Below are 21696 nucleotides of genomic sequence, written 5' to 3' on the forward strand. Positions count from 1 at the left end.
CTTGCCCTTTTTACGGAACAACTCATGCGCCTGGCTGATTTCATTCTCGACAATATCGAGCCGATTCTTCAGGCGTGGGAAGACTTCGCCAAAACCATCACCCCTGCGTCCATTGGCATGGATTCCATTGCCTTGCGCGACCATGCCGAACAGATGCTGCGCACCATCGCCTCCGACCTGCGCACTTCGCAAACGCGCAAGGAGGCGATTGCCAAGTCCCATGGGGAGGCGCCGGCGACCGATACCGAAACCGCCGCCGAAACCCATGCGGTCATCCGCCAGTCCTCGGGTTTTACCGTGGAGCAAATGGTCTCCGAATACCGGGCCCTGCGTACCAGCGTGCTCATGCTCTGGATGCCGCATACGCAGTTGGATCACAAGCAGGTCATGGACGATCTGATTCGCTTCAACGAGGCCGTGGACCAGGCCTTGGCCGAGTCTGTCGTCAGCTACTCCGGGGCGGTGGATGCCTCGCGCAACATCTTTCTCGGAATTCTCGGACACGACCTGCGCAGCCCCTTGGGCGCGATCCTGCTGAGTTCCGAAGTGCTGCTGCGGGCGGGGGACCTGCCCGCCAAAGCCACCAAGATCACTTCGCGCATCTACACCAGCGTCAAGCGGGCCAACAAAATCGTCGGCGATCTGCTGGATTTCACCCGTACCCAACTCGGCTCGGGCATTCCGGTGCAGCGCTTCAACGGCGATCTGGTGGCGGCCTGCGAAGGCATGGTGGAGGAGGCGCGGGCCTATCATCCGGAAAGCGAAATCCTTTTTGAAACGACCAGCGCCCTGGAGGGGCTGTTTGATCCGGCCCGCATGGAGCAGGTATTCGCCAACTTGATTGGCAACGCCGTGCAGCATGGCACCGAAGGCACGCCGATTACCGTTTCGATGAGCGCTGAAGAGGATGTGGCAGTGATCGCGATCAACAACCAGGGCAAGCCTATCGAGAAAGATGCCATCGCCAGCATTTTCAACCCGATGATCCGGCATCTACGCAGCGGTGAGATGCAGTACGGTTCCACGGCCGGGCTCGGACTGGGCCTGCACATCGCCTCGGCGATCGTATCGGCCCATAAGGGCACCATCGAGGTTCACTCGAAGGCGCGAGTCGGTACGACCTTTACCGTGCGTATACCCCTGCACCCGGACTGATCGATTGTGCGGATGAGCCTTTTCGTATACTTGTACGATGTCTTATCACGGAGTAAAACTGTCGTCCCGTCCAATAATAATTAACGGAGACGCACGATGGATGTTTCGCAATCTGCAACCGCCGCCGATCAGGGCCGCCGGGTGTTCCTGAAAAAATCCCTGGTGGTCTCGGCCGCTGCCGCCACCCTTGGCAACCTGCCCGGGCTCGCCCAGGCCGAGCCCTTGAGCCAGCGTTACCCAGACCCGCTGATCAACATTCTTGACCCCAGCTTCATGGACTTGCGCATCTTCAACGCCAGCGTGGAGAAGCTCGCCACCGGCCTGCGTTGGGCAGAGGGGCCAGTGTGGGTCGGTGACGGGCGTTATCTGCTGGTCAGTGACATTCCCAACAACCGCATCGTGCGCTGGGATGAAATCACCGGCGGGCTGTCGGTGTACCGAGAAAATGCCAATTTCTCCAACGGCATGTGCCGCGATCGGCAGGGGCGGCTGCTGGTGTGCGAAGGCTCCACCACCTCCAGCGAAGGCCGGCGCATCACCCGCACCGAGCACAACGGCACCCTCACCGTGCTGGCGGACAGTTTCGAGGGCAAGCCTTTCAACTCGCCCAACGACATCGTCTGCAAGCGGGACGGTTCGGTCTGGTTCACCGACCCGCCGTTCCAGACCGGCAACAACTACGAGGGACACAAAGTCACGCCCGTCCAGCCCCACGCGGTGTACCGCATCGACGGCGAAACCGGCAAGGTCAGCCGGGTGATCGACGACCTGGCGGGGCCGAACGGGTTGTGTTTTTCCCCGGACGAAAAAATCCTCTATGTGGTCGAAGGCCGGGCCAAGCCCAACCGCTTGATCTGGGCCATCGCCGTCAAAGACGACGGCACCCTGGGCGAGCGGCGCAAGCACATCGAAGGCCTGGATTACGCGGCGATCGATGGGATCAAGTGCGATGAAAGCGGCAACCTCTGGTGCGGCTGGGGCGGCAATGGCGACCCCAAGGCCGACCTGGAAAAACTCGACGGCGTGCGGGTGTTCAACGCCGAAGGCAAGGCCATCGGGCACATCTCCCTGCCGGAGCGTTGCCCCAACGTCTGCTTCGGCGGCCGGGAAGGCAATCGGTTGTTCATGGCCGGCAGCCACTCGTTGTATTCGCTGTTCGTGAATACACGGGGGGCGACGTTTGCCTGAGTGAAACACTCACCCTTGGCGTTGATGGACTTTGTGGCGAGGGAGCTTGCTCCCGCTGGGCTGCGTAGCAGCCCCTCCACCAGGCAGCGTGGTGTGTCTGGTTGATTCAAGCGGCTTCATCGGGGCCGCTTCGCGCCCCAGCGGGAGCAAGCTCCCTCGCCACGGGTTCCACTCACTGTCTGGCTATAGGGGCCGTACTGCCCCGCACCGTCAACTCAAACGGCAACACCACATGCCGTTCGGCAATCGGCTTTTTCTCGATCAGGGCAATCAGCATCTCCACCGCTTTTTGCCCAAACATCTCGGCAGGCTGCGAAATGGTCGTCAGGGGCGGGTCGCAGTAGGCGGCGAACGGGATGTCGTCAAAGCCCACCAGGGAAATGTCCTCGGGCACTCGCAGGCCCATTCGCTTGATGCGCCTGAGCGCGCCGATGGCCATTTCGTCGTTTTCACAGAACAGCGCACTGGGGCGATCGGCCAACGCCAGCATCGCCCCGGCACCGTCGTCACCGGCCTTCAAGGTGAAGTCGCCATGGCAGATCAGGCTGGGGTCGACGGCGATGCCGGCCTGGTGCAGGGCATCCTGGTAGCCGGCCACGCGGTCCAGGGTCAGGGGACTGCTGCGTGGTCCCTTGATGATGCCGATGCGGCGATGGCCGAGGCCGATCAGGTGTTCGGTCATGGCCTGGGCGGCGGCTCGGTTGTCGAGGCTGATGGTCGGGTAGGGGGCACCCTTGACCACTTCGCAGGCGTTGACCAGCGGCAGGCTGTCGGCGCCTGTGGGCATCGATTCGAAAGGATCGCTGGCACGCAACTGGATCACCCCGTCGGCCTGGTGGGCGTAGACCAGGGCGGCGAATTCCCGCTCGATCTGCGCCCGACCCTGGGTGTCGCACAACAGCAATCGATAACCCGCCGCCTGCGCCGCCTGTTGTGCGCCACTGATGACCCGGGCGAAAAACGTGTTGGCGATGGCCGGCACCAGGATCACCAGGTTGCCGGTCCGGCGGGAGCGAAATTGCACCGCCATCAGGTTGGGTCGATAGCCGGCCTGTTCCACCGCCGCGTTGACCTTGTCCCGTGTTTCGGGGAGTACCCGCTCGGGCGATTTCAGGGTTCTGGACACCGTGGCCACCGAAACACACGCCAGCCGGGCCACCTCACGAATGTTGGACAAAATCACCTCGGGGAACAGGGGGTACGGTGGGGGAGCTTACCGCAGGTTGAGCGCCTCACAAATATTCCACGGTGAACCCGTTGGGTTTGACACGCGGGGAAACTGAGCCTAGATTTTCGCCATGATGTAACCGGTTACATCATCATCCTGACAGGAAGAGAATCGCGATGAATCCTGCAGCACCGAAAATAAGAATGGGCTTCGTCGGCGGTGGAGAGGGCGCTTTCATCGGCCAGGCTCACCGTCAGGCCGCGGGCCTGGACGGCGGTTTCGAACTGGTGTGCGGCGCGTTCAGCCGCGACCCGCACAACACTCGGCAGACGGGTACGGCCCTGGGCCTGGCCGCGTCCCGTTGTTATCACGACTGGCAGCACATGCTCGATACCGAAGCGCTGCTGCCGCTTGATCAGCGCATGGAATTGCTGGTCATCGTCACCCCCAATCATCTTCATGCACCCATCGCCAGCGAGGCCTTGAAAGCCGGTTTCCATGTGTTCAGCGAGAAGCCCGCCGCGCTGGACCTCAAGCAATTGCTGGCCCTGCGCGAGGTGCTGCACGGCAGCCGTTGCCTCTATGGCCTGGCCCACACCTACCTGGGCTATCCCATGGTGTGGCAGGCCCGGGACATGGTGCGCTCGGGCGTGATCGGCCAGGTGCGTAAAGTACTGGTCGAGTACCCCCAAGGCTGGCTCGCCCAGGATGTCGCCGCCCAAGGCAATAAGCAGGCCGAGTGGCGGGACGATCCCGACCAGTCTGGCCTGGGCGGTTGCATCGGCGACATTGGTACCCATGCGTTTTCCCTGGCCGAGTTCGTCGCGGACCAACCGATCCAGCAGCTATGCGCTGCGTTGGGCACGCACGTCCCGGGGCGGCAACTGGATGACGATGCGGCGATGCTGTTCAAGATGGCGGGTGGCGCCAGCGGTGTGCTGATCGCAAGCCAGGTCTGCACCGGCGAAGAGAACCCGCTGAAGATTCGTGTCTATGGCGACAAGGGCGCCTTGGAGTGGCGCCAGGAAGAACCGGCGAGCCTGATCCATCGCGCCTTCGACCAGCCTTTGCGCATCCTGCGTAGCGGCCTCGGCCAGCCGTGGCTGTGCGAGGCGGCCACGCGGCGCATGCGTCTGCCGGCCGGGCATCCCGAGGGTTACCTGGAAGCCATGGCCAACCTCTACGGCGATTTCGCCCACGCCATTCGCAGCCATGTCCAAGGCCCCGACGCCCCAGGCGTACCCGGCATCGAGACCGGCTTGCGTGGCATGGCGTTCATCGAGGCCGCCATCCTCAACCACCGTGGCGACGCGAAATGGACCACCGTGCAAACCGGAGCATCCCTGTTGTGAATACCTTCGACAAGACCCCGAGCGGCCTGCGCGGCCCGGGCATTTTCCTGGCGCAGTTCATGTCCGCCGAAGCCCCGTTCGACACCCTGGCCAACATCGCCCAGTGGGCCGCCTCACAAGGCTACAAGGCCATTCAACTGCCGACATCGGGCACGCAATACATTGACCTGGCCCGGGCCGCCGAAAGCCAGGCCTATTGCGATGAGCTCAAGGCCACCTGTGCCCAGGCCGGTGTCGAGATCAGCGAGCTATCGACGCACCTGCAAGGCCAGTTGGTGGCGGTGCATCCGGCGTTCGACGCGCTGTTCGATGACTTCGCCCCGGCCCATTTGCGCGGCCAGCCCCAGGCGCGGACCGAGTGGGCGATCGAGCAACTCAAGCTGGCCGCCCGCGCCAGCCAGCGGCTGGGTCTCAAGGCCCATGCGACGTTTTCCGGCGCGCTGCTGTGGCCGTATCTCTATCCCTGGCCGCAGCGGCCGGCGGGCCTGGTGGAGCAGGGTTTCGCCGAACTGGCCCGGCGCTGGTTGCCGATTCTCGATTGCTTCGACGCGGCCGGTGTGGACCTGTGCTACGAGATCCACCCCGGCGAAGACCTCCACGACGGTGCCTCGTTCGAACGTTTCCTGGAGGCGGTCGATCATCACCCACGGGCGGCGATTCTCTACGACCCCAGTCATCTGTTGCTGCAACAGATGGACTACCTGGGCTTCATCGACCGTTACCACGCACGGATCCGCATGTTCCACGTCAAGGACGCCGAATTCCGCCCCGATGCCCGTTCCGGGGTGTACGGCGGCTACCAGGGTTGGGTCGATCGTCCCGGGCGGTTCCGTTCGCTGGGGGATGGCCAGATCGATTTCAAATCGATCTTCAGCAAGCTGACCCAATACGATTTCAGCGGGTGGGCGGTCCTGGAATGGGAATGTTGCTTGAAGGATTCGCAACAGGGCGCCGCAGAAGGGGCGGCGTTCATCCAGCGGCACATGATCAGCAAGACCCGTAAGGCGTTCGATGATTTTGCCAGCGTCACGGCGGATGAGGATTCCAACCGGCGGTTGTTGGGCTTGTTGAGGTAGCCGGCCCCACCCAAAACCCAGTGGCGAGGAAATCCATTGTGGGAGCAAGGCTTGCCCGCGATGAACGAAAACGCGGTTCAACGGTTGGAGCGCGGTGCGGCCATCGCGGGCAAGCCTTGCTCCCACAGGGGATCCTCCGTAACAAAAGCGGTGCGGCTTTTTTTCCACAAGAACAACAATAAAACGGTGACGCTCATGACCACGATGAATGCACGCCTCAGCGTGATGATGTTCCTGCAGTTCTTTATCTGGGGTGGCTGGTTCGTCACCCTCGGCACCTTCCTGTCCAGCACGCTGGGCGCCAGCGGGGGGCAGATCGGCATGGCGTTCTCCACGCAATCGTGGGGGGCGATCATTGCGCCGTTCGTCATCGGCCTGATCGCCGACCGCTTCTTCAACGCCGAACGGATCCTGGCGGTGTTGCACCTGCTCGGCGCGGTGTTGCTGTATCAGCTGTATTCGGCGGCGGATTTCAGCGTGTTCTACCCGTACGTGCTGGTGTACATGGTGGTCTACATGCCGACGCTGGCCCTGGTCAATTCCGTGGCGTTCCGGCAGATGCGCGATCCGGCGCTGGAGTTCTCCCGCATCCGGGTGTGGGGCACGATTGGCTGGATCGTCGCGGGCGTGGTGATCAGCTTCGTGTTCGCCTGGGATTCGCGCGAAGCGATCGCGGCAGGCGGCTTGCGCAATACGTTCCTGATGGCGGCCATCGCGTCCCTGGTCCTGGGGCTCTACAGCTTCACGCTACCGGCCACGGCGCCGCTCAAGGATCAGGCCAGCGCGGGCGGCGTCAAGCAACTGCTGGGGCTGGACGCGTTGGGTCTGTTGAAGGATCGCAGCTATCTGGTGTTCTTCATCGCCTCGATCCTGATCTGCATTCCCCTGGCGTTCTATTACCAGAATGCCAACCCGTTCCTGGCCGAAACCGGGATGACCAACCCAACGGCGAAGATGGCCATCGGGCAGGTCTCGGAAGTGTTGTTCATGCTGCTGTTGCCACTGTTCATCCAGCGCTTCGGCATCAAGCTGGCACTGTTGGTGGGCATGTTGGCGTGGGCGCTGCGCTACGTGTTGTTCGCCTACGGCAATAACGGCGACCTGGCGTTCATGCTGTTCGCCGGCATTGCCTTGCACGGCATCTGCTACGACTTCTTTTTTGTTTCGGGGCAGATCTACACCGACGCCAAGGCACCGGAGCGCTTTCGCAGCTCGGCCCAGGGCCTGATTACGCTGGCGACCTATGGTGTGGGGATGCTGATCGGCTTCTGGGTGGCGGGGCAGGTGACCGATCACTTTGTCGTGGCGGGCGGTCATGACTGGCAGAGCATCTGGCTGTTCCCGGCCGGTTTCGCGCTGCTGGTGTTGGTCTGCTTCCTGTTTACCTTCCGTGGCCAGCAGGCGCTCGTTGCGCCGTCAAAGGCCTGAAGCAGGGTCGGGCGTCAGTCATTTGTGGCTGACGTCCAGTTTGGTGTAGGTCACTTTCCCGCCTTCGCTGGCATAACCGACGTTGTCCAGGGTGTAGACGCCGGCCTTGAAATAGAAGTCATAGCCATACCAGGACGGGTCCAGCTTCACCTGTTTGCCACTGTTGCCGATCAGCACCGAGAGCTTGCCTTGCTTGTCCATTTGCAGCGAATAGGAGAAGGCCTTGTTCAGCGGTACGTTTGGCACGGTGTAGATCACCGGGCTTTTCTTGTCCTTGGGCTTGACCCGGTATTCCACGTCGATATTGCCGGTGCCCTTGGCGTAGCGGTACACCAGTTTCAACAACGGCGTCGGTGCATCCTTGGCGTGGATCTGCGCCACCACCACCCGGCCTTCGGAAGGCACCTGGTTCACCGCCAGGGTGCCCTTGAGGGTATTGGTGCCGCTGTTGTAGCGCCAGTTGCGCAGCTTGCCGTCCTTGCTGGTTTCCCGCAGCTCGGAGCGCGGGTATTCGCTTTTACCGGTATGGGAACCGGTGACCGGCGCCCAGAAGACGATCCGCTGGCCGTTGTTGTCGAAATACTTGTTTTTCAGGGCCGGCATGGCTTTGGTCGCCACGACCTGCGCCGGCGTTTGCACGGGCAGGGTAATGTTCCAGACAGTCAGGTCAATCATGATAAAACCCTCCAACGGGACCGGCCGTCACCTGGCGGCCGTCAAGACAGAAACTGCCTTCCGTGGCGCAGTTTTCATGTTATCGACAAGGGGCTGTTTCGCTGGAGACGCACCTGACGGATGGCTCTGCGGCGAGCCTTTCAGGCACTGAATTGGGCGGATTAGGGTGTGTCAATTTATGGCTGATCGGTTAGAGTACGCGCCGCCCGAGAGACGGATCCCGGGCGTCTTCCCATGGAGCCTCAAATGAATCACATCAGCAAAGTTGTCGCCTGCGCACTGTTCGGCCTGGCCCTGGCGGGTTGCACCGGTACCCCGATGAAAACCCAGCAATACGACAGCACCCAGTACACCGTTGTCGGCCACAGTGAAGCCAAGGCCACCGGCCTGCTGCTGTTCGGCCTGATCCCGATCCAGCAGAACAACCGTTTCGTGCGCGCCCAGACCGCGGCGATCAAGGCCAAGGGCGGCGACGCCATGATCAACACCCAAGTCCAGGAAAACTGGTTCTGGGCCTGGGTCCTGACCGGCTACACCACCTCGGTGTCCGGTGATGTGGTCAAGCTGAAAAGCGTTCAGTAACACCCTGCTTCAAAGGTAAGCGAGCCTGCCGGTTGTAAAGGCGCTTGCCTGTGGCGAGGGAGCTTGCTCCCGCTCGATCGCGCAGCGATCGCAAAAGGGCCGCTTCGCAGCCCAGCGAGAGCAAGCTCCCTCGCCACAACAGCCCTATCTGCCGGATCCTCGATCACTGTCCTCCCACCACCATATGCGTGAACGGCGCCACATACGCCTGCAACGTCACCAGCCCACCCACCAGAATCGCCAGCACCACCGAGTGGAAAAACACGTAGCGCAGGATTTCGCCTTCGTGACCGTACCAACGGGTCGCGGTGGAGGCGACCACGATCGACTGAGCGTCGACCATCTTGCCCATCACCCCACCGGAACTGTTGGCTGCGGCCATCAACACCGGGCTGATGCCCAACTGCTCGGACGTGACCCGTTGCAAGCCGCCGAACAACACGTTGGAGGCTGTGTCCGAGCCGGTCAGCGCCACGCCAAGCCAGCCCAGCAGGGTGCCGAACATGGGGTAGAAAATGCCCGTGGCGGCGAAGGCCAGGCCCATGGTCGCGTCCAGGCCCGAATACCGGGTGAGGAACCCCAGGGCCAACATCGCGACGATGGTGATCAGCGAGTAGCGCACCACCCAGAGCGTTCGCAGGTAGTGGTGCACCAGTTGCGGAATGGAATAGCCCATCAGCAAGCCACCGAGAATCGCGGCCAGGAAGATGCCGCTGCCCGTGGCGGTGAACCAGTTGAACTTGTAGACCGCTTCCTCGGTTTTAGGCTGGGGCACCACGGGCGGGACTTTTTCGATCTGCTGGTGAATGGTGCCGAAGGTCACCAGGGGCGAGAAGATCGGATTGGCCTCGCGCATCGGCTTGCCTTGGGGGTCGAGCTTGGCTGATTGGGTCTGCGGGTCCAGCGCCGGACGGGTGTCGAACAGGTTCTTGAAACCCTGGGTGCCCCAGGCGAACACGAACACCGTGAGGATGATCCACGGCATCCAGGCCCGTCCCACGGCGGGGCGGGCGTCGTTGGAAAACGCCGCGCTGGCGGTGGGCTTTTCATCCTCGCTGGCGTCGATCTTCGAGTTGTCGACCCGCCCGGACAGCGCGGCGGAGGTGTGCACCGTGGCCGGTTTCCAGACCTTGAGGAAACCGGTGAGGCAGGCCATGGAAATCAGCGCGGCGATGACGTCCACCAGCATCGGCCCGTGGTAGTTCGACACCAGGAACTGCGGGATGGCGAAGCTGACGCCGGCCACCAGGATCGCCGGCCAGACTTCCAGCATCTTGCGCCAGCCGGCGAAGGCCCAGATCAACCAGAACGGCACCAGCACCGAGAAAAACGGCAACTGCCGACCGACCATCATCGACAGCTCCATTTCATCCAGCCCGGTGACTTTGGCCAAGGTGATGATGGGCGTGCCCAGGGCGCCGAAGGCCACGGGTGCGGTGTTGGCGATCAGCGCCAGACCCGAGGCGGCCAAGGGGGAAAATCCCAGCCCGATCAGAATCGCGCCGGTCACTGCCACCGGCGTGCCGAAGCCCGCCGCGCCCTCGAAAAACGCACCAAAGCAAAAGGCGATCAACAGCAGTTGCAGGCGCCGGTCGTCGGTGATGCGCGCGAGGGAATCCTGCAGGACCTTGAACGAACCGTTCTCGGTGGTCAGCCGGTGCAGGAAAATGATGTTGAGCACAATCCAGCCGATGGGCAGCAGGCCGTTGGCCGCACCATAAAGCGCCGCAGACCCGGCCATGCCGACGGGCATGCCGAAGGCGAAAATCGCGATCAGCAAGGCCGAGGCCAGGGCCAGCAAGGCCGCCAGGTGTGCCTTGACATGAAAGAACGCCAGGGACGCCAACATCACCACCACCGGGACCGCCGCCAGGAGCGTGGACAGCACCGCATTACCGAAGGGATCGTAGACTTGTTGCCAGACCATGTTCCACCTCTGCTTTTTATTGTTGGAAGTGCAGGCCCCAGGGGGGATTGGCAGAGAAGTATAGGCGGGGATTGACGAGGGGAATGACGCAGAGGCCCGGGGTAAGACCCTGTGGCGAGGGAGCTTGCTCCCGCTGGACTGCGCAGCAGGCCCAAGTTTTTTGTTTAAGCACAAATTCTTGGGGCGGCTTCGCCACCCAGCGGGAGCAAGCTCCCTCGCTACAGGGTAAGTGGTGTGCTGGCTAGCGTGGGGGCTCACCTTCCTCCAGGCGAAGCCCGAGGCTCAAGCCATCGCAGCTTTGCGACCAGGCGACCAGCCAGTCGGGCATGGCTGGCGTTTGTTCGGCCAGGCCCAACTCGCGGATGAACTCAGCCGGTGCAATCGTGCCTTTGGCCGAGCGGAACAGGCCGCGCATGATCACCACCCCGACCACACGTTCCTGGCTGATGAAACGGTGCTCCATGAAGATCCATTTTTCGTCCCAGCCGAGCAGGCGGGTGTGCACCTCGAACGCCTCGAACAGTTTCAATTCCCGCCTGAACTTGCCCCAGACATCTCCCACGATCGGCACCGCCCGGTTACGCAACGCCACTTTGTAGGCGCCGCTGCGCAGCACGTAATCCATGCGTCCCACATCGGCCAACGTGAAGTAGCGTCCGTTGGTGACGTGGCGATTGAGGTCCAGGTCCAGCGGCCATACCCGCATGCGCACCACCGTGGTGCCCAAGGGCGCCGCCGGCTTGCGCCACGGGCGGCGGAACAGCATCAGCAACAGTCGGAACCAGAGATTCATAAGCAGGCCGTGAAGAGGGAAAACGGCGCACTCTAGACCCCGTGCAGGGAGCGGGCTAGGTGCGAAAATGACGATTTGCGTGGCAATCGCGCATTTGGGGCATGTTCGAGCGGCTTTTGTGGAAGCGAGCTTGGGCCCGCTGTGTGGCGAAGCCGCCCCAGGAGTTTGTGTTGAAGCAAAGAACCTGGGCCTGCTGCGCAGTCCAGCGGGAGCAAGCTCCCTCGCCACAAAAGCGCTGCGGCGCTACAAAGGTTCGTTCAGCCCTTCGCCGCCATTGCGGTCACTTCCACTTTCATGCCTTCAACCGCCAGCGCCGCCACACCCACCGCCGCACGAACCGGCCAAGGCTTGGCGAAGAAGCGTTTGTAGACCTCGTTGAATGCGGCGCGGTCAGCCATGTCGGTCAGGTAGATGGTCAGGTGCAGGACCCGGTCCATGGAACTGCCGGCGCCCTCCAGGGCCTTCTTGAGGGCTTGCAGTGTGCATTCACTCTGCAGGGTGATGTCACCCAGTTCCAGGCTGCCGTCGGCGTGGGTGGGGATTTGCGTGGAAACCAGCAGGCCGCCGAAACCGGCGACGTCGGAGGAAATGGAGTCCGCATCCGGATCTGGAATAAACGTGATGTCTGGGTTGCTCATGCAAAGCCTCATGCTGGAAAAGAAAAAGAACCGCCGCAGTTTACCGTCCCTTGCTGCGTCGTTCCTGCATTCCTTTATCCGCATAGGACTGCGCCGCCGCGGGGCTGCGAATCAAAACCAGATGCATCAGCAGCGGCATCGTTCCCACAATGGATTTGTGCTGGGCGGGATTTTCAGCTACACAGCCGAACCCTTGTGGGAGCGAGCTTGCTCGCGATAGCGGTGTATCAGCTTGCGGGGGTGTTGGCTGTGCTGACGCCATCGCGCGCAAGCTCGCTCCCACACCGTTGTGCATTGATGAAGTCCACGAACGCCCGCAGCGGCGAGGGCAGGTAGCGGCGACCGGGGTAGTAGAGGAACGGCCCGGTGAAGCGCTGCCACCAGGGTTCGAGCACCGGTTCGAGGGCGCCGCTGTCCAGGTAGGGTCGTAACCAGTCTTCGAACAGGTAGACGATGCCCAGACCGTCTACAGCCGCTTGCACCGACAGGTCCACCGCACCGCCAATGCGCGTGATCAACGGGCCGCTCGGGTCGACGCTGATGGTTTCGCCGCCACACTCATACTCCCACAGCGGCATGGCGCCGCTGGGGAACTTGCCCCGCAGGCACGCGTGTTCCAGCAGGTCTCTGGGATGTTCCGGCCTGCCCCGGGCATCGAGGTACGCCGGTGCGGCGGCCGTGGCGAAGCGCTGGAAGCGGGGGCCGATGGGGAGGGCGATCATGTCCTGCTCAAGGCGTTCGTCGTAGCGAATGCCCGCGTCACAGCCGGCCGCGAGCATGTCGACGAAGCTCTCTTCGGTGACCACTTCCAGGCGGATGTCGGGGTAGCTTTTCAGGAACGGCGTGATGATCGCCGGCAACACCAGCCGGGCCGCGCTGACCGGTACGTTCAGCCTGAGAGTGCCCGAAGGACGGTCGCGAAAGTCGTTGACCACGTCCATCGCCGCCTCGACCTCGCCCAGGGCCGGGACGATGCGCTCCATCAACCGGGCACCGGCCTCGGTCGGTACCACGCTGCGGGTGGTGCGGTTGAGCAGGCGCACGCCGAGCCGGCTTTCCATCCGGCGTACGGCATCGCTGAGGCTCGACGCGGACTTGCCGCTCACCCGCGCGCCTTCACGAAAGCCCCCGGCATTGACCACGGCCACAAAGGCCAGCAAATCTTGAATATCCGTTGCCATTGTTCTCTCCGCCGTACAGCCCGTGCCGATTGCACCTGATTATCAAGGGAATGGTCAACGCCTATAGTCGGCCCACTCACATTGACCCGAGGGCGACGAGATGAACATTGCAGGCAAGGCAGGCAGCTTTTTACTGGGCGATCGCACGGTCAATCGCATGGGCTACGGCGCGATGCAGTTGGCGGGGCCCCAAGTCTTCGGCCCGCCCAAAGACCCGGCGGCCGCCATCGCCGTGCTGCGCGAAGCCTTGGCGAGCGGGGTCAACCACATCGACACCGCCGATTTCTACGGGCCCCATGTCACCAACCAACTGATCCGCGAAGCGCTGCACCCTTATGCCCAGGACCTGGTCATCGTGACCAAGGTCGGTGCCGTGCGCGGTGCCGATGCATCCTGGAACCCGGCCCACAGCCCCGCCGAGCTGACCCGGGCGGTCCACGACAATCTGCGCAACCTGGGCGTGGAGGTCCTGGACGTGGTCAACCTGCGGGTGTGGGGCGACCTGCATTCGCCCACGGAAGACTCCATCGAAGAATCGTTCACGACACTGGCGCAGCTACAGCGCCAGGGCCTTATCCGTCACCTGGGCCTGAGCAACGTCACGGCCGCGCAGGTCAAGCAGGCCCAGGGCATTGCCAAGGTGGTCTGCGTGCAGAACCACTACAACCTGACCCATCGCGACGACGAACAGCTCATCGCCGACCTGGGGCGGCAGGGCATCGCCTACGTGCCGTTCTTCCCCTTGGGCGGCTTCACACCGTTGCAGTCGGAAACCCTTTCCAGCGTGGCGGCGCGCTTGCAGGCGTCACCGCTGTGCGTGGCCCTGGCGTGGTTGCTGCAACGTGCGCCGAATCTGCTGCTGATTCCCGGCACATCGTCCCTGGCGCACCTGCGGGAAAACCTCACGGCGAGTGAGCTGAAGATCCCTGCGCCGATGCTCGCCGAGCTGGATGCATTGGTCTAGTGGCCTGAAAGACCAGCGTCTCGCCAGCATCGGCGCTGAGCTGGGTTTCAGCAGCAGCGCCAACTGGCAGCCGATGTCCGGCGCAAGTTCGGACGCGTATGACACCGGTCAACCCGGCGTCTTGTCGGTTTCGTTGCGATGGTGTTCCGGCCAGCTGTCGACGGGGTGGGCACGGTCTTCGTTGAACATCTCCGTGAGCAGCGCATTGGCGCGTCGGTAGGCGTCGTGGCGGAACGTGAGGTCGTCTTCCGGCTGGGCGACGATCTCCTCCAGCATCTTGAGGTTCAGCCGCCGGAACTGATCCGCCCGTTCACGCGCTTCGTAAGCCCCGACCCCCATGTGCTCCAGTGCACTGCGACCCAATGCCAGCGCACTCTCGAAGGTTTCCCGCTCGGCCGCTTCCACGCCCATCTGCCGCAGGGTGATGAGGTGGCCCATGTCCCGCGCCCGCACGATCAGTTGCAACGCGGGGAAGTGCTCCTGGGCCAGCCGGGTCAGCGTCAGGTTGTCTTCCTGATTGTCGATCGCGTTGATCAACACCACCGCTTGGGCCGCGCCGGCCGCATGCAGCAAGTCGAGGCGCGTGGCATCGCCATAAAAGACTTTCACGCCGAACTTGCGCAGCGTCTCGATGTTGTCAGGGTCGTGATCCAGTACCACCACCTCGACGCCGCAGGACATCAACAGGCGTCCGGCGATCTGCCCGAAGCGGCCGAACCCGGCGATGATCACCCGTGGGTTCTGCTGGTCGACGAGGTCGGACTCGCGTTTGTTTTTCCGGGTGACGGACTCGAAGCGATCCAGCAGCAGGATCAGCAAGGGCGTCAGGCACATGGACAAGGCCACCGCCAGGGTCAGGCTCTTGCCCCATTGATCGGTCAAGATGCCGGCCACGGTCGCCGCGCCAAACACCACGAAGGCGAACTCGCTGCCTTGGCCCAGCAACACCGCCTGCCAGGAGCGCTGGCCGGCGGGGACGTTGAGGAATCGGCCCGCCATCTTGATCACCAGCAGCTTGATCAGGATGAAACCCAGGGTCAGGGTGATGACTTTCAGCGGTGCGTTGACCAGGGTGCCGAAATCGATCGACATGCCGACGCCAATGAAAAACAGACCCAACAGCAAACCTTTGAACGGCTCGATGTCACTCTCCAGGGCATGTCGGTATTCGGAGCTGGCGAGCAGCACCCCGGCGAGGAACGCGCCCATGGCCATCGACAGGCCGGCTTCCTCCAGCAGAAAGCCGAAGCCGAACACCAGAAAAAGCGCGACGGCACTGAAAATCTCCCGCAAGCCTGAGCGTGCGGCGAAGCGTAGCAGCGGTCGGGTCAGGTAGCGCCCCAACAGCACGACGATGGCGATGGCAGCGACGATTTTGCCAATCGATAGCAGCAGCGCGGTGCCCGAAGGTGTGTCGCCGTGGGCCGACAACAACGGGATCATCGCCACCAGCGGAATGGCCGCGATGTCCTGGAACAGCAGCACGGCAAAGCTGCTGCGCCCGACGGCGGTGGCGGTCAGGTTGCGTTCGCTCATGGCCTGCATGGCGATGGCCGTGGAAGACAGGCTCAGGGTCAGGCCGACCAGCAACGCTGCCGTCCAGTTCAGGCCCAAGGCCGTGCAGAACAACCCAATGGCAGCGCCACAGGCGAGCATCTGCAGGGCACCGCCCCCAAACACCATCCGGCGCAGGGCCCAGAGCCGTTTGGGGTCGAGCTCGAGGCCGATGATGAACAGCATCAGCACCACGCCGATTTCAGCGAACTCCAGGATGGCCTTGACATCGGTAATCAGCTTCAGCCCCCACGGGCCGATGATGCACCCGGCCAGTAGATAACCCAACACCGGGCCCAGGCCGAATCGAACGGCAATCGGTACGATCAGCGTCGCCGAGGCCAGGTAGATGAGCATTTCAATCAGGCTGTGAGTTTCCACTTCAATCTTCCTTCCAGGCGGCCAGGCGAGCGGCATAGTGTTCGATTTGGGCGTGCTGGGCATCCGCTTCGGCGGCATAGGCGCCATGCACGACGACCGGCTCCAGCCAGCGCATGCCGCAATAGATGGCCGTGGCGTGGAGGGGTTGGGCCAGTGCGGCAAAGCCTGGGTAGCCGCCGATCTGGAAATGCCCCTGATCGCCACCGGTGGTCACGGCCCACAGCAGGGATTTGTCCTTGAGCGCCGTGGCGCCTTTGCCATAGGCCCAGCCGTGGGTGAAGACTTTATCGATCCACAATTTCAGCAAGGGCGGGGAGCTGTACCAGTACATCGGGTGCTGGAGGACGACCAGCTCTGCTTGTTCCACCGCACGCTGTTCCGCCTCCACGTCGATGTCGAAGTCGGGATAAAGCGCATAGAGCGAACGTATGACCACGTCCGGATTGCTGGATGCTCGCTTGAGCATCTGTTGGTTGACCCGCGATTTGTCGGGGTAGGGGTGCGCGTAAATGATAAGAATCATCGGTGAATTCCTTGGTTTGGCTCCGTCGATTCTTGTCTGTCGTGGGCGCGAACGATGGCACTGGGTCGGGCGATACAAACAAGAGCGCCTTTCCGGGACAGGGTCAGGCCGGAAAGGCCGGACATCCTACCGAGGAAGGCGCCGATTGTTTAGCGCGGATCGACACATCGGGGCCTTCAGTCAAGCGGCAGCGAGACCCTGGCCTCCAATCCGCCACCCTTGCGATTGCGCAGGGTCAGCGTCCCGCCATGCTCCAGCACCGTCGCCCGGGCCGCCGACAGACCGAGCCCGACGCCGCCAGTGTGCTTGTTGCGAGAACCTTCGATACGAAAGAACGGCGTGAAGACCTGCTCAAGGTATTGGCCGGCGATGCCCGGCCCTCGGTCGAGGATGCGAATGTCCACACGGTGGGCGTCGGCTTCGAGTCGAACCGTCGGCTCGCCACCATACTTGATCGCGTTGTCGATCAGGTTGACCAAGGCGCGCTTGATGCCGATGGGCCGACCGACATACACCAAGCGCTGGGCACCTTCGAACCCCACCTCGGTGCCGGCGTCCTTGAGGTCATCGACGATGGTGTGCAGCAGTTCGGCCAGGTCGAACGCGGTGGCATGTTCAAGCCGGGCATCGTCGCGGAAGAACTCCAGGGCTGAATTGACCATCGCCTGCATTTCGTCCACGTCCCTGAACAAGCGCGATTGCTGCTCGGCATCCTCGATGAACTCCCCGCGCAGGCGCATGCGGGTCAGCGGCGCGCGCAAGTCGTGGGAGATGGCGGCGAGCATCTGGGTGCGGTCCTGCAGGAAGTGCTTGAGCTGGGCCTGCATGGCATTGAACGCGAGGATCGCCTGACGGATTTCATGGGGGCCGATGACCGGAATCGGTGGCGCCTGGTGGTCGACGCCAAAGCGTCGGGCGCCTTCGGCAAAGCGTTCCAGCGGTGCGGCCAGGTGCCGGGTGGCGATCAGTGCGACGATCAACGTCGAGAGCAGGATCAGCGCGATGATGATCCCGTTGCGCGCCCATTCGCCCAGCCCCCAACTGCGCGACGGCACGGAGAAGATCACCCACGAATGGTCGGCCAGTTCGATGATCACCGCGTAGCGTGCATCCGGTTGGTCGGCCGGCCAGTCGCCCGGTTCGTAGGCTTCGATCCTGGCATCCGGACGACCCAATTGCTGGCGCAGGAGCGTCGAACCTTCACTGAACTCTGGGTCGTCGATCACCGGCAAGCGCGCCTCTTCATGCCGCTTTAACCAGTGCGCGTTGAACGCCTGGTCGCTGGCGGCCGCGGCAATCGCGGGGCGTTGTTCGGGGGTGACGGAGTCGATGATGCGGGTGATGGCGGCGGCCTTTTCCATCAGGCCGGTTTCCATCAGGGGAGGGCGCGCCCAGGCACCGGCCAGCAGGCTGAACAGTTCGTTGAGGGCCAGCAAGGTCAGCATGGCGATCATGGTGGTCAGGGCGATCCAGCGCGCCACCGTGTCCCGTGGACGTTGAGTGCCCGAGCGCGAGGGTTTCATCGCTTCACCACGTGAGGGCTGAACAGGTAGCCGCTGTTGCGCACGGTGCGGATCATCGACGCACCGGTGATGTCGGTCTCCAATTTGCGCCGCAGGCGGCTGACCTGGACGTCGATGCTGCGGTCGAACGCCTCGAAGGTTTCGCCGCGGGCCAGGTCCAGCAACTGTTGGCGAGTCAGCACCCGGCGCGGGTGTTCGGCAAACACCAGCAGCAGTTCGAACTCGCCGGTGGACAGCGGGATCATGACCTTGTCCGGTGAGCGCAGCTCGCGGCGGGTGACGTCCAGTTGCCAGTTTTCGAACTCCAGGATGGGCCGGGAGGCGTCGCTCGACGCGGCCCTGGCTTCACCGGTGCGCCGCAGCACGGCACGTACCCGGGCCAACAGCTCCCGCGCATCGAAGGGCTTGGTCAGGTAATCGTCCGCCCCCAGCTCCAGGCCGACGACGCGATCACTCAACTCGCCCATGGCGGTGAGCATGATGATGCCGACCGTGTGCTCGGCCCGCAGCCGTTGGCACAGCACCAGCCCGTTGTCGCCCGGCAACATGACATCGAGGATGATCAGGTCCGGCACCCGGTGCTCCACCGCCTGCCACAGGGCGTTGCCGTCGGCGGCCACATCCACGCTGTAGCCATGTTGTTCGAGGAACTTGCGCAAGAGGGCGAGGACTTCGAGGTCATCGTCCACCAGTAATAAATGGCTCACGGTGGGCACGCAGGGTAATGAATACAGGAGGGGATACTAGGGTCAATCCAGGGCCCGCGTCATATATTTCAACCCGGTAATAAAGTTGCCGGCGGGCAATATTCTGGAAATCTGCGGGCAAGAAAACGGCGGCAGGATGGCCTTGATGTCGGTCAGTTAAACCACCCACCAACACTGAACCCTGTGGCGAGGGTGCTTGCTCCCGCTGGGTCGCGAAGCGGCCCCAAAAAAAGCGGTGAGCGCTTCGCACTCAAGCGCGAGCAAGCTCCCTCGCCACAGGGGGCGGTGTTTGGTTTTCGACCGGCCCAGGCAGCATCCCATTCCTCGCCGAGATAACCCTGTATGCCGATCACCAAGCCCGCTCCGTTGTTCGTTCGATCCACCGTCGTGGTTGTATTGGCGGCACTCGCCAGCGGTTGCTCCAGTACGCCCGCTGCAACGCCGGGCTCGTGTGAAAGCGCGACCTACACCGTTTACGATCCCGCAGAACCGGTTAACCGCGGCATATTCGCGTTCAACCGAACCGTGGATGACTATGCGGTGGCCCCGGTGGCCCGTGGTTATCTCAAGTTGCCGGAGATGTTCCAGGCCGGCGTCCACAACTTCGTGGCGAACTTCGGCGAGCCCAAGGTGTTCATCAACGACTTGCTGCAAGGCAATGGCCAACGCTCGGTCAACACACTGGGCCGTTTCGTCATCAACACCACTGCGGGCATCGTCGGGCTGATCGATGTGTCGGGCAAGCTGGGCATCGAGCGTCACAAGGCCGATTTCGGCCAGACCTTCGGCGTCTGGAACCTCGCCCCCGGGCCCATCGTGGAACTGCCGCTGCTGGGCAGTGCCAACCTGAGGGACGCGACGGGCAAAGTGCTGAGTTTTGCCGTCGACCCGTTCGGCGACAACAGCAGCACCGTCGACACCCTGGGCACGATCAACACCGTCGGCGGCGTTGTCGATGGTCGTGCCGAGGCATTACCACTGACCGACGAGTTGCAGGCGGAACCGGATTACTACGCGGCACTTCGCGATGCCACGGCGCAGCGGCGTGCCGATCTTGTCGCGCAGGGCAAGTTGGGAGCGGTGGAGGAGGGCCACCCTCAGTGCCAGGATGGAGCCGCTGCCGATGAATAACCAGGCGCTGGTCTTGCATCGGCGAATGCGCTCGCTCGAGCCGGATGTATTGCACTGTCGTGAAGTTGAATTGCGCTTGGCCGAGGATGGTCGCCATGTATTGCTCAACCGTTATGTCGAGTTGTATCGCCATGAACATGTCAGTTGGTGCGCCATCCAGCAGCATCGGGTGCCGTTGGCGAAGATGGTGCGCTGGCTGGTCGATAACGGCGAGCAGGTGAAGGATTAGTGGCAATTTGCTCTTGAATACAGCGCTACATCGGGGGGCGAATGCTATGAAACATTTTTACATAATTACGCACGAATAATGGTTGTACGACGTCGTATCTAATATGTTCGACTGTGGCCGTTTCTCACAAAAAAAATAAACGGAGACTCCATCCATGACGAGCATTCCTTCCGCTGAAGGCAAGGCTGCGGCGCCCGTGCAAGGCCGTTTCGTGCGTCTGCTCAAGCTTCTCGGCCCCGGCATCATTGCCGTTCTTTCCTGGCTGGGTGCCGGCGACCTGATCACCTCATCCGTGGCGGGGGCGAACTACGGTTACGCAATGATGTGGGTGCTGGCGGTTTCTCTGCTGCTGCGCTACCTGATCGTCAACATCATCGCGCGCTTCCAGCTCTGCAATAACCAGGGCATGACCATCCTGCAAGGTTATGCCCAGCTCAATCCGTTTTTCGCCTGGTTCCTGCTGGTGTATGCGCTGCTCATGGGGCACCTGATGAATGCCTACATGATCAAGGGGGCTGGCGAAGCCCTGGCCATGTTGCTCAAGGTCGACTATCCACTGCTGTGTTCGGTGGCGGTGGTTTTGGCGGTGTGGATGCTCGTTGGGCGCAATATCTATTCGATGATCGAAGGCGTGATGAAAGGCCTGCTGGCGATCATGACGCTGGCGTTCCTGGCCCTGGCGGTGATGTCCGGCCCGGATGTCGCAGGTATCGTCAAAGGCACCATCGGCTTCAGCATTCCGCCCGATGAAGGCGTGCACGGTGCGCTGCTGGTGGCCGTCTCGGTGATCGGTGCGGTGGCCGGCTCCATCGCCAACTTCGTCCATCCGTATGTCATGCGCCAGAAGGGTTGGGTGGGGCCTGAACACAAGCGTATCCAGCGTAACGACCTGCTGTTTGCGGTGTTTGTCGGGATCATCATCAACCTGGCGATCTGGATCGTCGGTGCGGAAATCCTGCGACCCAACGGTATCGAGGTCAAAACTCTGGGCGATCTGGGCAAGGCCCTGGAAATGTTCTTCGGCTCGATCGGTTGGTACGTGTTCTTTATCGGCGTGTTCGCCACGCTGTTCGCCAGCATCTCCGGCAAGACCACGGCGTTTCCGATGCTGATCACCGATGCCTTCCAGCACGTGCGGCCCGAGCGCCGGGAGCGTTACGGCAAAGAGTTCCACCATGATCCGATGCACAAATGGTTCATGTTGTTCATTCTCGTGACGCCGCTGATCTGGTCGCTCCCCGGCATGCCGGACTTCGTCACGCTGACCATCGGCGTCAACGCGCTGAATATCGTCGGCTTGCCGGTGATTTCCCTGGGCCTGCTGATCATGTCCAACCAGAAGTCCCTGCTGGGCAAGGAATATCGCAACAACCTGTTCGAGAACATCGCGCTGATGTTTGCCACGGGCCTGGCGTTGTGGGTCGCGTTCCAGCTGGGGGTCGATCTGTTTACCTGAGGCCCGGCCATCTGCAACTTTCGGGGGGACTGCTAGACTTTATCGTCCAGTCCCTCTCGGAGAAG

General features: G+C 62.5%; 20 protein-coding genes. 10 read left to right on the forward strand and 10 right to left on the reverse strand.

From position 1 onward, the window contains the following. Positions 1-24: 24 nt before the first annotated feature. Both IB266_RS09060 and IB266_RS09065 read left to right on the forward strand, forming a co-directional pair. On the forward strand, positions 25-1155 hold the full coding sequence (locus IB266_RS09060) for a sensor histidine kinase (protein WP_192260962.1): 1131 nt from the start codon (positions 25-27) through the stop codon (positions 1153-1155). Positions 1156-1251: 96 nt separating this feature from the next. After that, positions 1252-2343: an SMP-30/gluconolactonase/LRE family protein gene (locus tag IB266_RS09065; protein ID WP_103310630.1), complete on the forward strand. Its 1092-nt coding sequence runs from the start codon at positions 1252-1254 to the stop codon at positions 2341-2343. A 172-nt stretch (positions 2344-2515) separates the two neighbouring features. Here IB266_RS09065 and IB266_RS09070 read toward each other — a convergent pair whose 3' ends face one another. Continuing rightward, positions 2516-3520, reverse strand: a complete 1005-nt coding sequence (locus IB266_RS09070; RefSeq protein WP_192260963.1) for a LacI family DNA-binding transcriptional regulator — start codon at positions 3518-3520, stop codon at positions 2516-2518. A gap of 167 nt (positions 3521-3687) precedes the next feature. Here IB266_RS09070 and IB266_RS09075 point away from each other — a divergent pair, with 167 nt between their 5' ends. From IB266_RS09075 to IB266_RS09085, 3 genes are all read left to right on the forward strand, one after another. Further along, on the forward strand, positions 3688-4863 hold the full coding sequence (locus IB266_RS09075) for a Gfo/Idh/MocA family protein (RefSeq protein WP_192260964.1): 1176 nt from the start codon (positions 3688-3690) through the stop codon (positions 4861-4863). Beyond that, a complete protein-coding gene (locus IB266_RS09080) occupies positions 4827-5939 on the forward strand; it encodes a sugar phosphate isomerase/epimerase family protein (protein WP_192260965.1) in 1113 nt (370 codons plus the stop codon). The genes IB266_RS09075 and IB266_RS09080 overlap by 37 nt, the downstream gene beginning before the upstream one ends. Before the next feature lie 195 nt (positions 5940-6134). Then, positions 6135-7367, forward strand: a complete 1233-nt coding sequence (locus IB266_RS09085; protein WP_192260966.1) for a nucleoside permease — start codon at positions 6135-6137, stop codon at positions 7365-7367. Between the two features lie 18 nt (positions 7368-7385). Here the strand turns inward: IB266_RS09085 and IB266_RS09090 are convergent, their stop codons facing one another. Then, positions 7386-8042 carry a polysaccharide lyase family 7 protein gene (locus IB266_RS09090; RefSeq protein WP_192260967.1) on the reverse strand — a complete coding sequence of 219 codons (657 nt, stop codon included), beginning with the start codon at positions 8040-8042 and terminating at the stop codon, positions 7386-7388. 246 nt (positions 8043-8288) lie between these two features. Here IB266_RS09090 and IB266_RS09095 point away from each other — a divergent pair, with 246 nt between their 5' ends. Continuing rightward, positions 8289-8624: a hypothetical protein gene (locus IB266_RS09095; protein WP_060741587.1), complete on the forward strand. Its 336-nt coding sequence runs from the start codon at positions 8289-8291 to the stop codon at positions 8622-8624. Positions 8625-8787: 163 nt separating this feature from the next. On the opposite strand, the gene IB266_RS09100 is transcribed toward IB266_RS09095, so the two are convergent. The 4 genes from IB266_RS09100 to IB266_RS09115 all read right to left on the reverse strand — a co-directional run bounded on the left by IB266_RS09100 (position 8788) and on the right by IB266_RS09115 (position 13163). Then, a complete protein-coding gene (locus IB266_RS09100; protein WP_192260968.1) occupies positions 8788-10551 on the reverse strand; it encodes an L-lactate permease in 1764 nt (587 codons plus the stop codon). 241 nt (positions 10552-10792) lie between these two features. After that, a complete protein-coding gene (locus tag IB266_RS09105; RefSeq protein ID WP_192260969.1) occupies positions 10793-11344 on the reverse strand; it encodes a thioesterase family protein in 552 nt (183 codons plus the stop codon). Between the two features lie 257 nt (positions 11345-11601). Further along, positions 11602-11982, reverse strand: a complete 381-nt coding sequence (locus IB266_RS09110; RefSeq protein WP_060741590.1) for a RidA family protein — start codon at positions 11980-11982, stop codon at positions 11602-11604. 227 nt (positions 11983-12209) lie between these two features. Continuing rightward, positions 12210-13163, reverse strand: a complete 954-nt coding sequence (locus IB266_RS09115) for a LysR family transcriptional regulator (RefSeq protein WP_192260970.1) — start codon at positions 13161-13163, stop codon at positions 12210-12212. Positions 13164-13263: 100 nt separating this feature from the next. Here IB266_RS09115 and IB266_RS09120 point away from each other — a divergent pair, with 100 nt between their 5' ends. Further along, on the forward strand, positions 13264-14127 hold the full coding sequence (locus IB266_RS09120) for an aldo/keto reductase family oxidoreductase (RefSeq protein ID WP_192260971.1): 864 nt from the start codon (positions 13264-13266) through the stop codon (positions 14125-14127). A gap of 108 nt (positions 14128-14235) precedes the next feature. Here IB266_RS09120 and kefC read toward each other — a convergent pair whose 3' ends face one another. The 4 genes from kefC to IB266_RS09140 form a co-directional block, all read right to left on the reverse strand. Next, the gene (gene kefC / locus IB266_RS09125; RefSeq protein WP_192260972.1) at positions 14236-16062 is read right to left on the reverse strand and encodes a glutathione-regulated potassium-efflux system protein KefC; all 1827 of its coding nucleotides are present in this window, start codon (positions 16060-16062) and stop codon (positions 14236-14238) included. 1 nt (position 16063) lies between these two features. After that, positions 16064-16585, reverse strand: coding sequence for a glutathione-regulated potassium-efflux system oxidoreductase KefF (gene kefF, locus IB266_RS09130; RefSeq protein WP_192260973.1), 522 nt, complete (start codon positions 16583-16585; stop codon positions 16064-16066). Between the two features lie 176 nt (positions 16586-16761). Beyond that, on the reverse strand, positions 16762-18108 hold the full coding sequence (locus IB266_RS09135; RefSeq protein ID WP_192260974.1) for an ATP-binding protein: 1347 nt from the start codon (positions 18106-18108) through the stop codon (positions 16762-16764). Continuing rightward, on the reverse strand, positions 18105-18815 hold the full coding sequence (locus IB266_RS09140; RefSeq protein WP_192260975.1) for a response regulator: 711 nt from the start codon (positions 18813-18815) through the stop codon (positions 18105-18107). The genes IB266_RS09135 and IB266_RS09140 overlap by 4 nt, the downstream gene beginning before the upstream one ends. 342 nt (positions 18816-19157) lie before the next feature. On the opposite strand from IB266_RS09140, the gene IB266_RS09145 reads away from it, so the two are divergent. The 3 genes from IB266_RS09145 to IB266_RS09155 all read left to right on the forward strand — a co-directional run bounded on the left by IB266_RS09145 (position 19158) and on the right by IB266_RS09155 (position 21631). Continuing rightward, on the forward strand, positions 19158-19946 hold the full coding sequence (locus tag IB266_RS09145) for a VacJ family lipoprotein (RefSeq protein WP_192260976.1): 789 nt from the start codon (positions 19158-19160) through the stop codon (positions 19944-19946). Continuing rightward, positions 19939-20175, forward strand: coding sequence for a hypothetical protein (locus IB266_RS09150; protein ID WP_092328172.1), 237 nt, complete (start codon positions 19939-19941; stop codon positions 20173-20175). The genes IB266_RS09145 and IB266_RS09150 overlap by 8 nt, the downstream gene beginning before the upstream one ends. A gap of 154 nt (positions 20176-20329) precedes the next feature. Continuing rightward, positions 20330-21631 carry an Nramp family divalent metal transporter gene (locus IB266_RS09155; protein WP_060741599.1) on the forward strand — a complete coding sequence of 434 codons (1302 nt, stop codon included), beginning with the start codon at positions 20330-20332 and terminating at the stop codon, positions 21629-21631. The last annotated feature ends 65 nt before the right edge of the window (positions 21632-21696 follow it).

The organism is Pseudomonas sp. Pdm06 (assembly GCF_014851795.1).
GTDB lineage: Bacteria > Pseudomonadota > Gammaproteobacteria > Pseudomonadales > Pseudomonadaceae > Aquipseudomonas > Aquipseudomonas fluorescens_AA.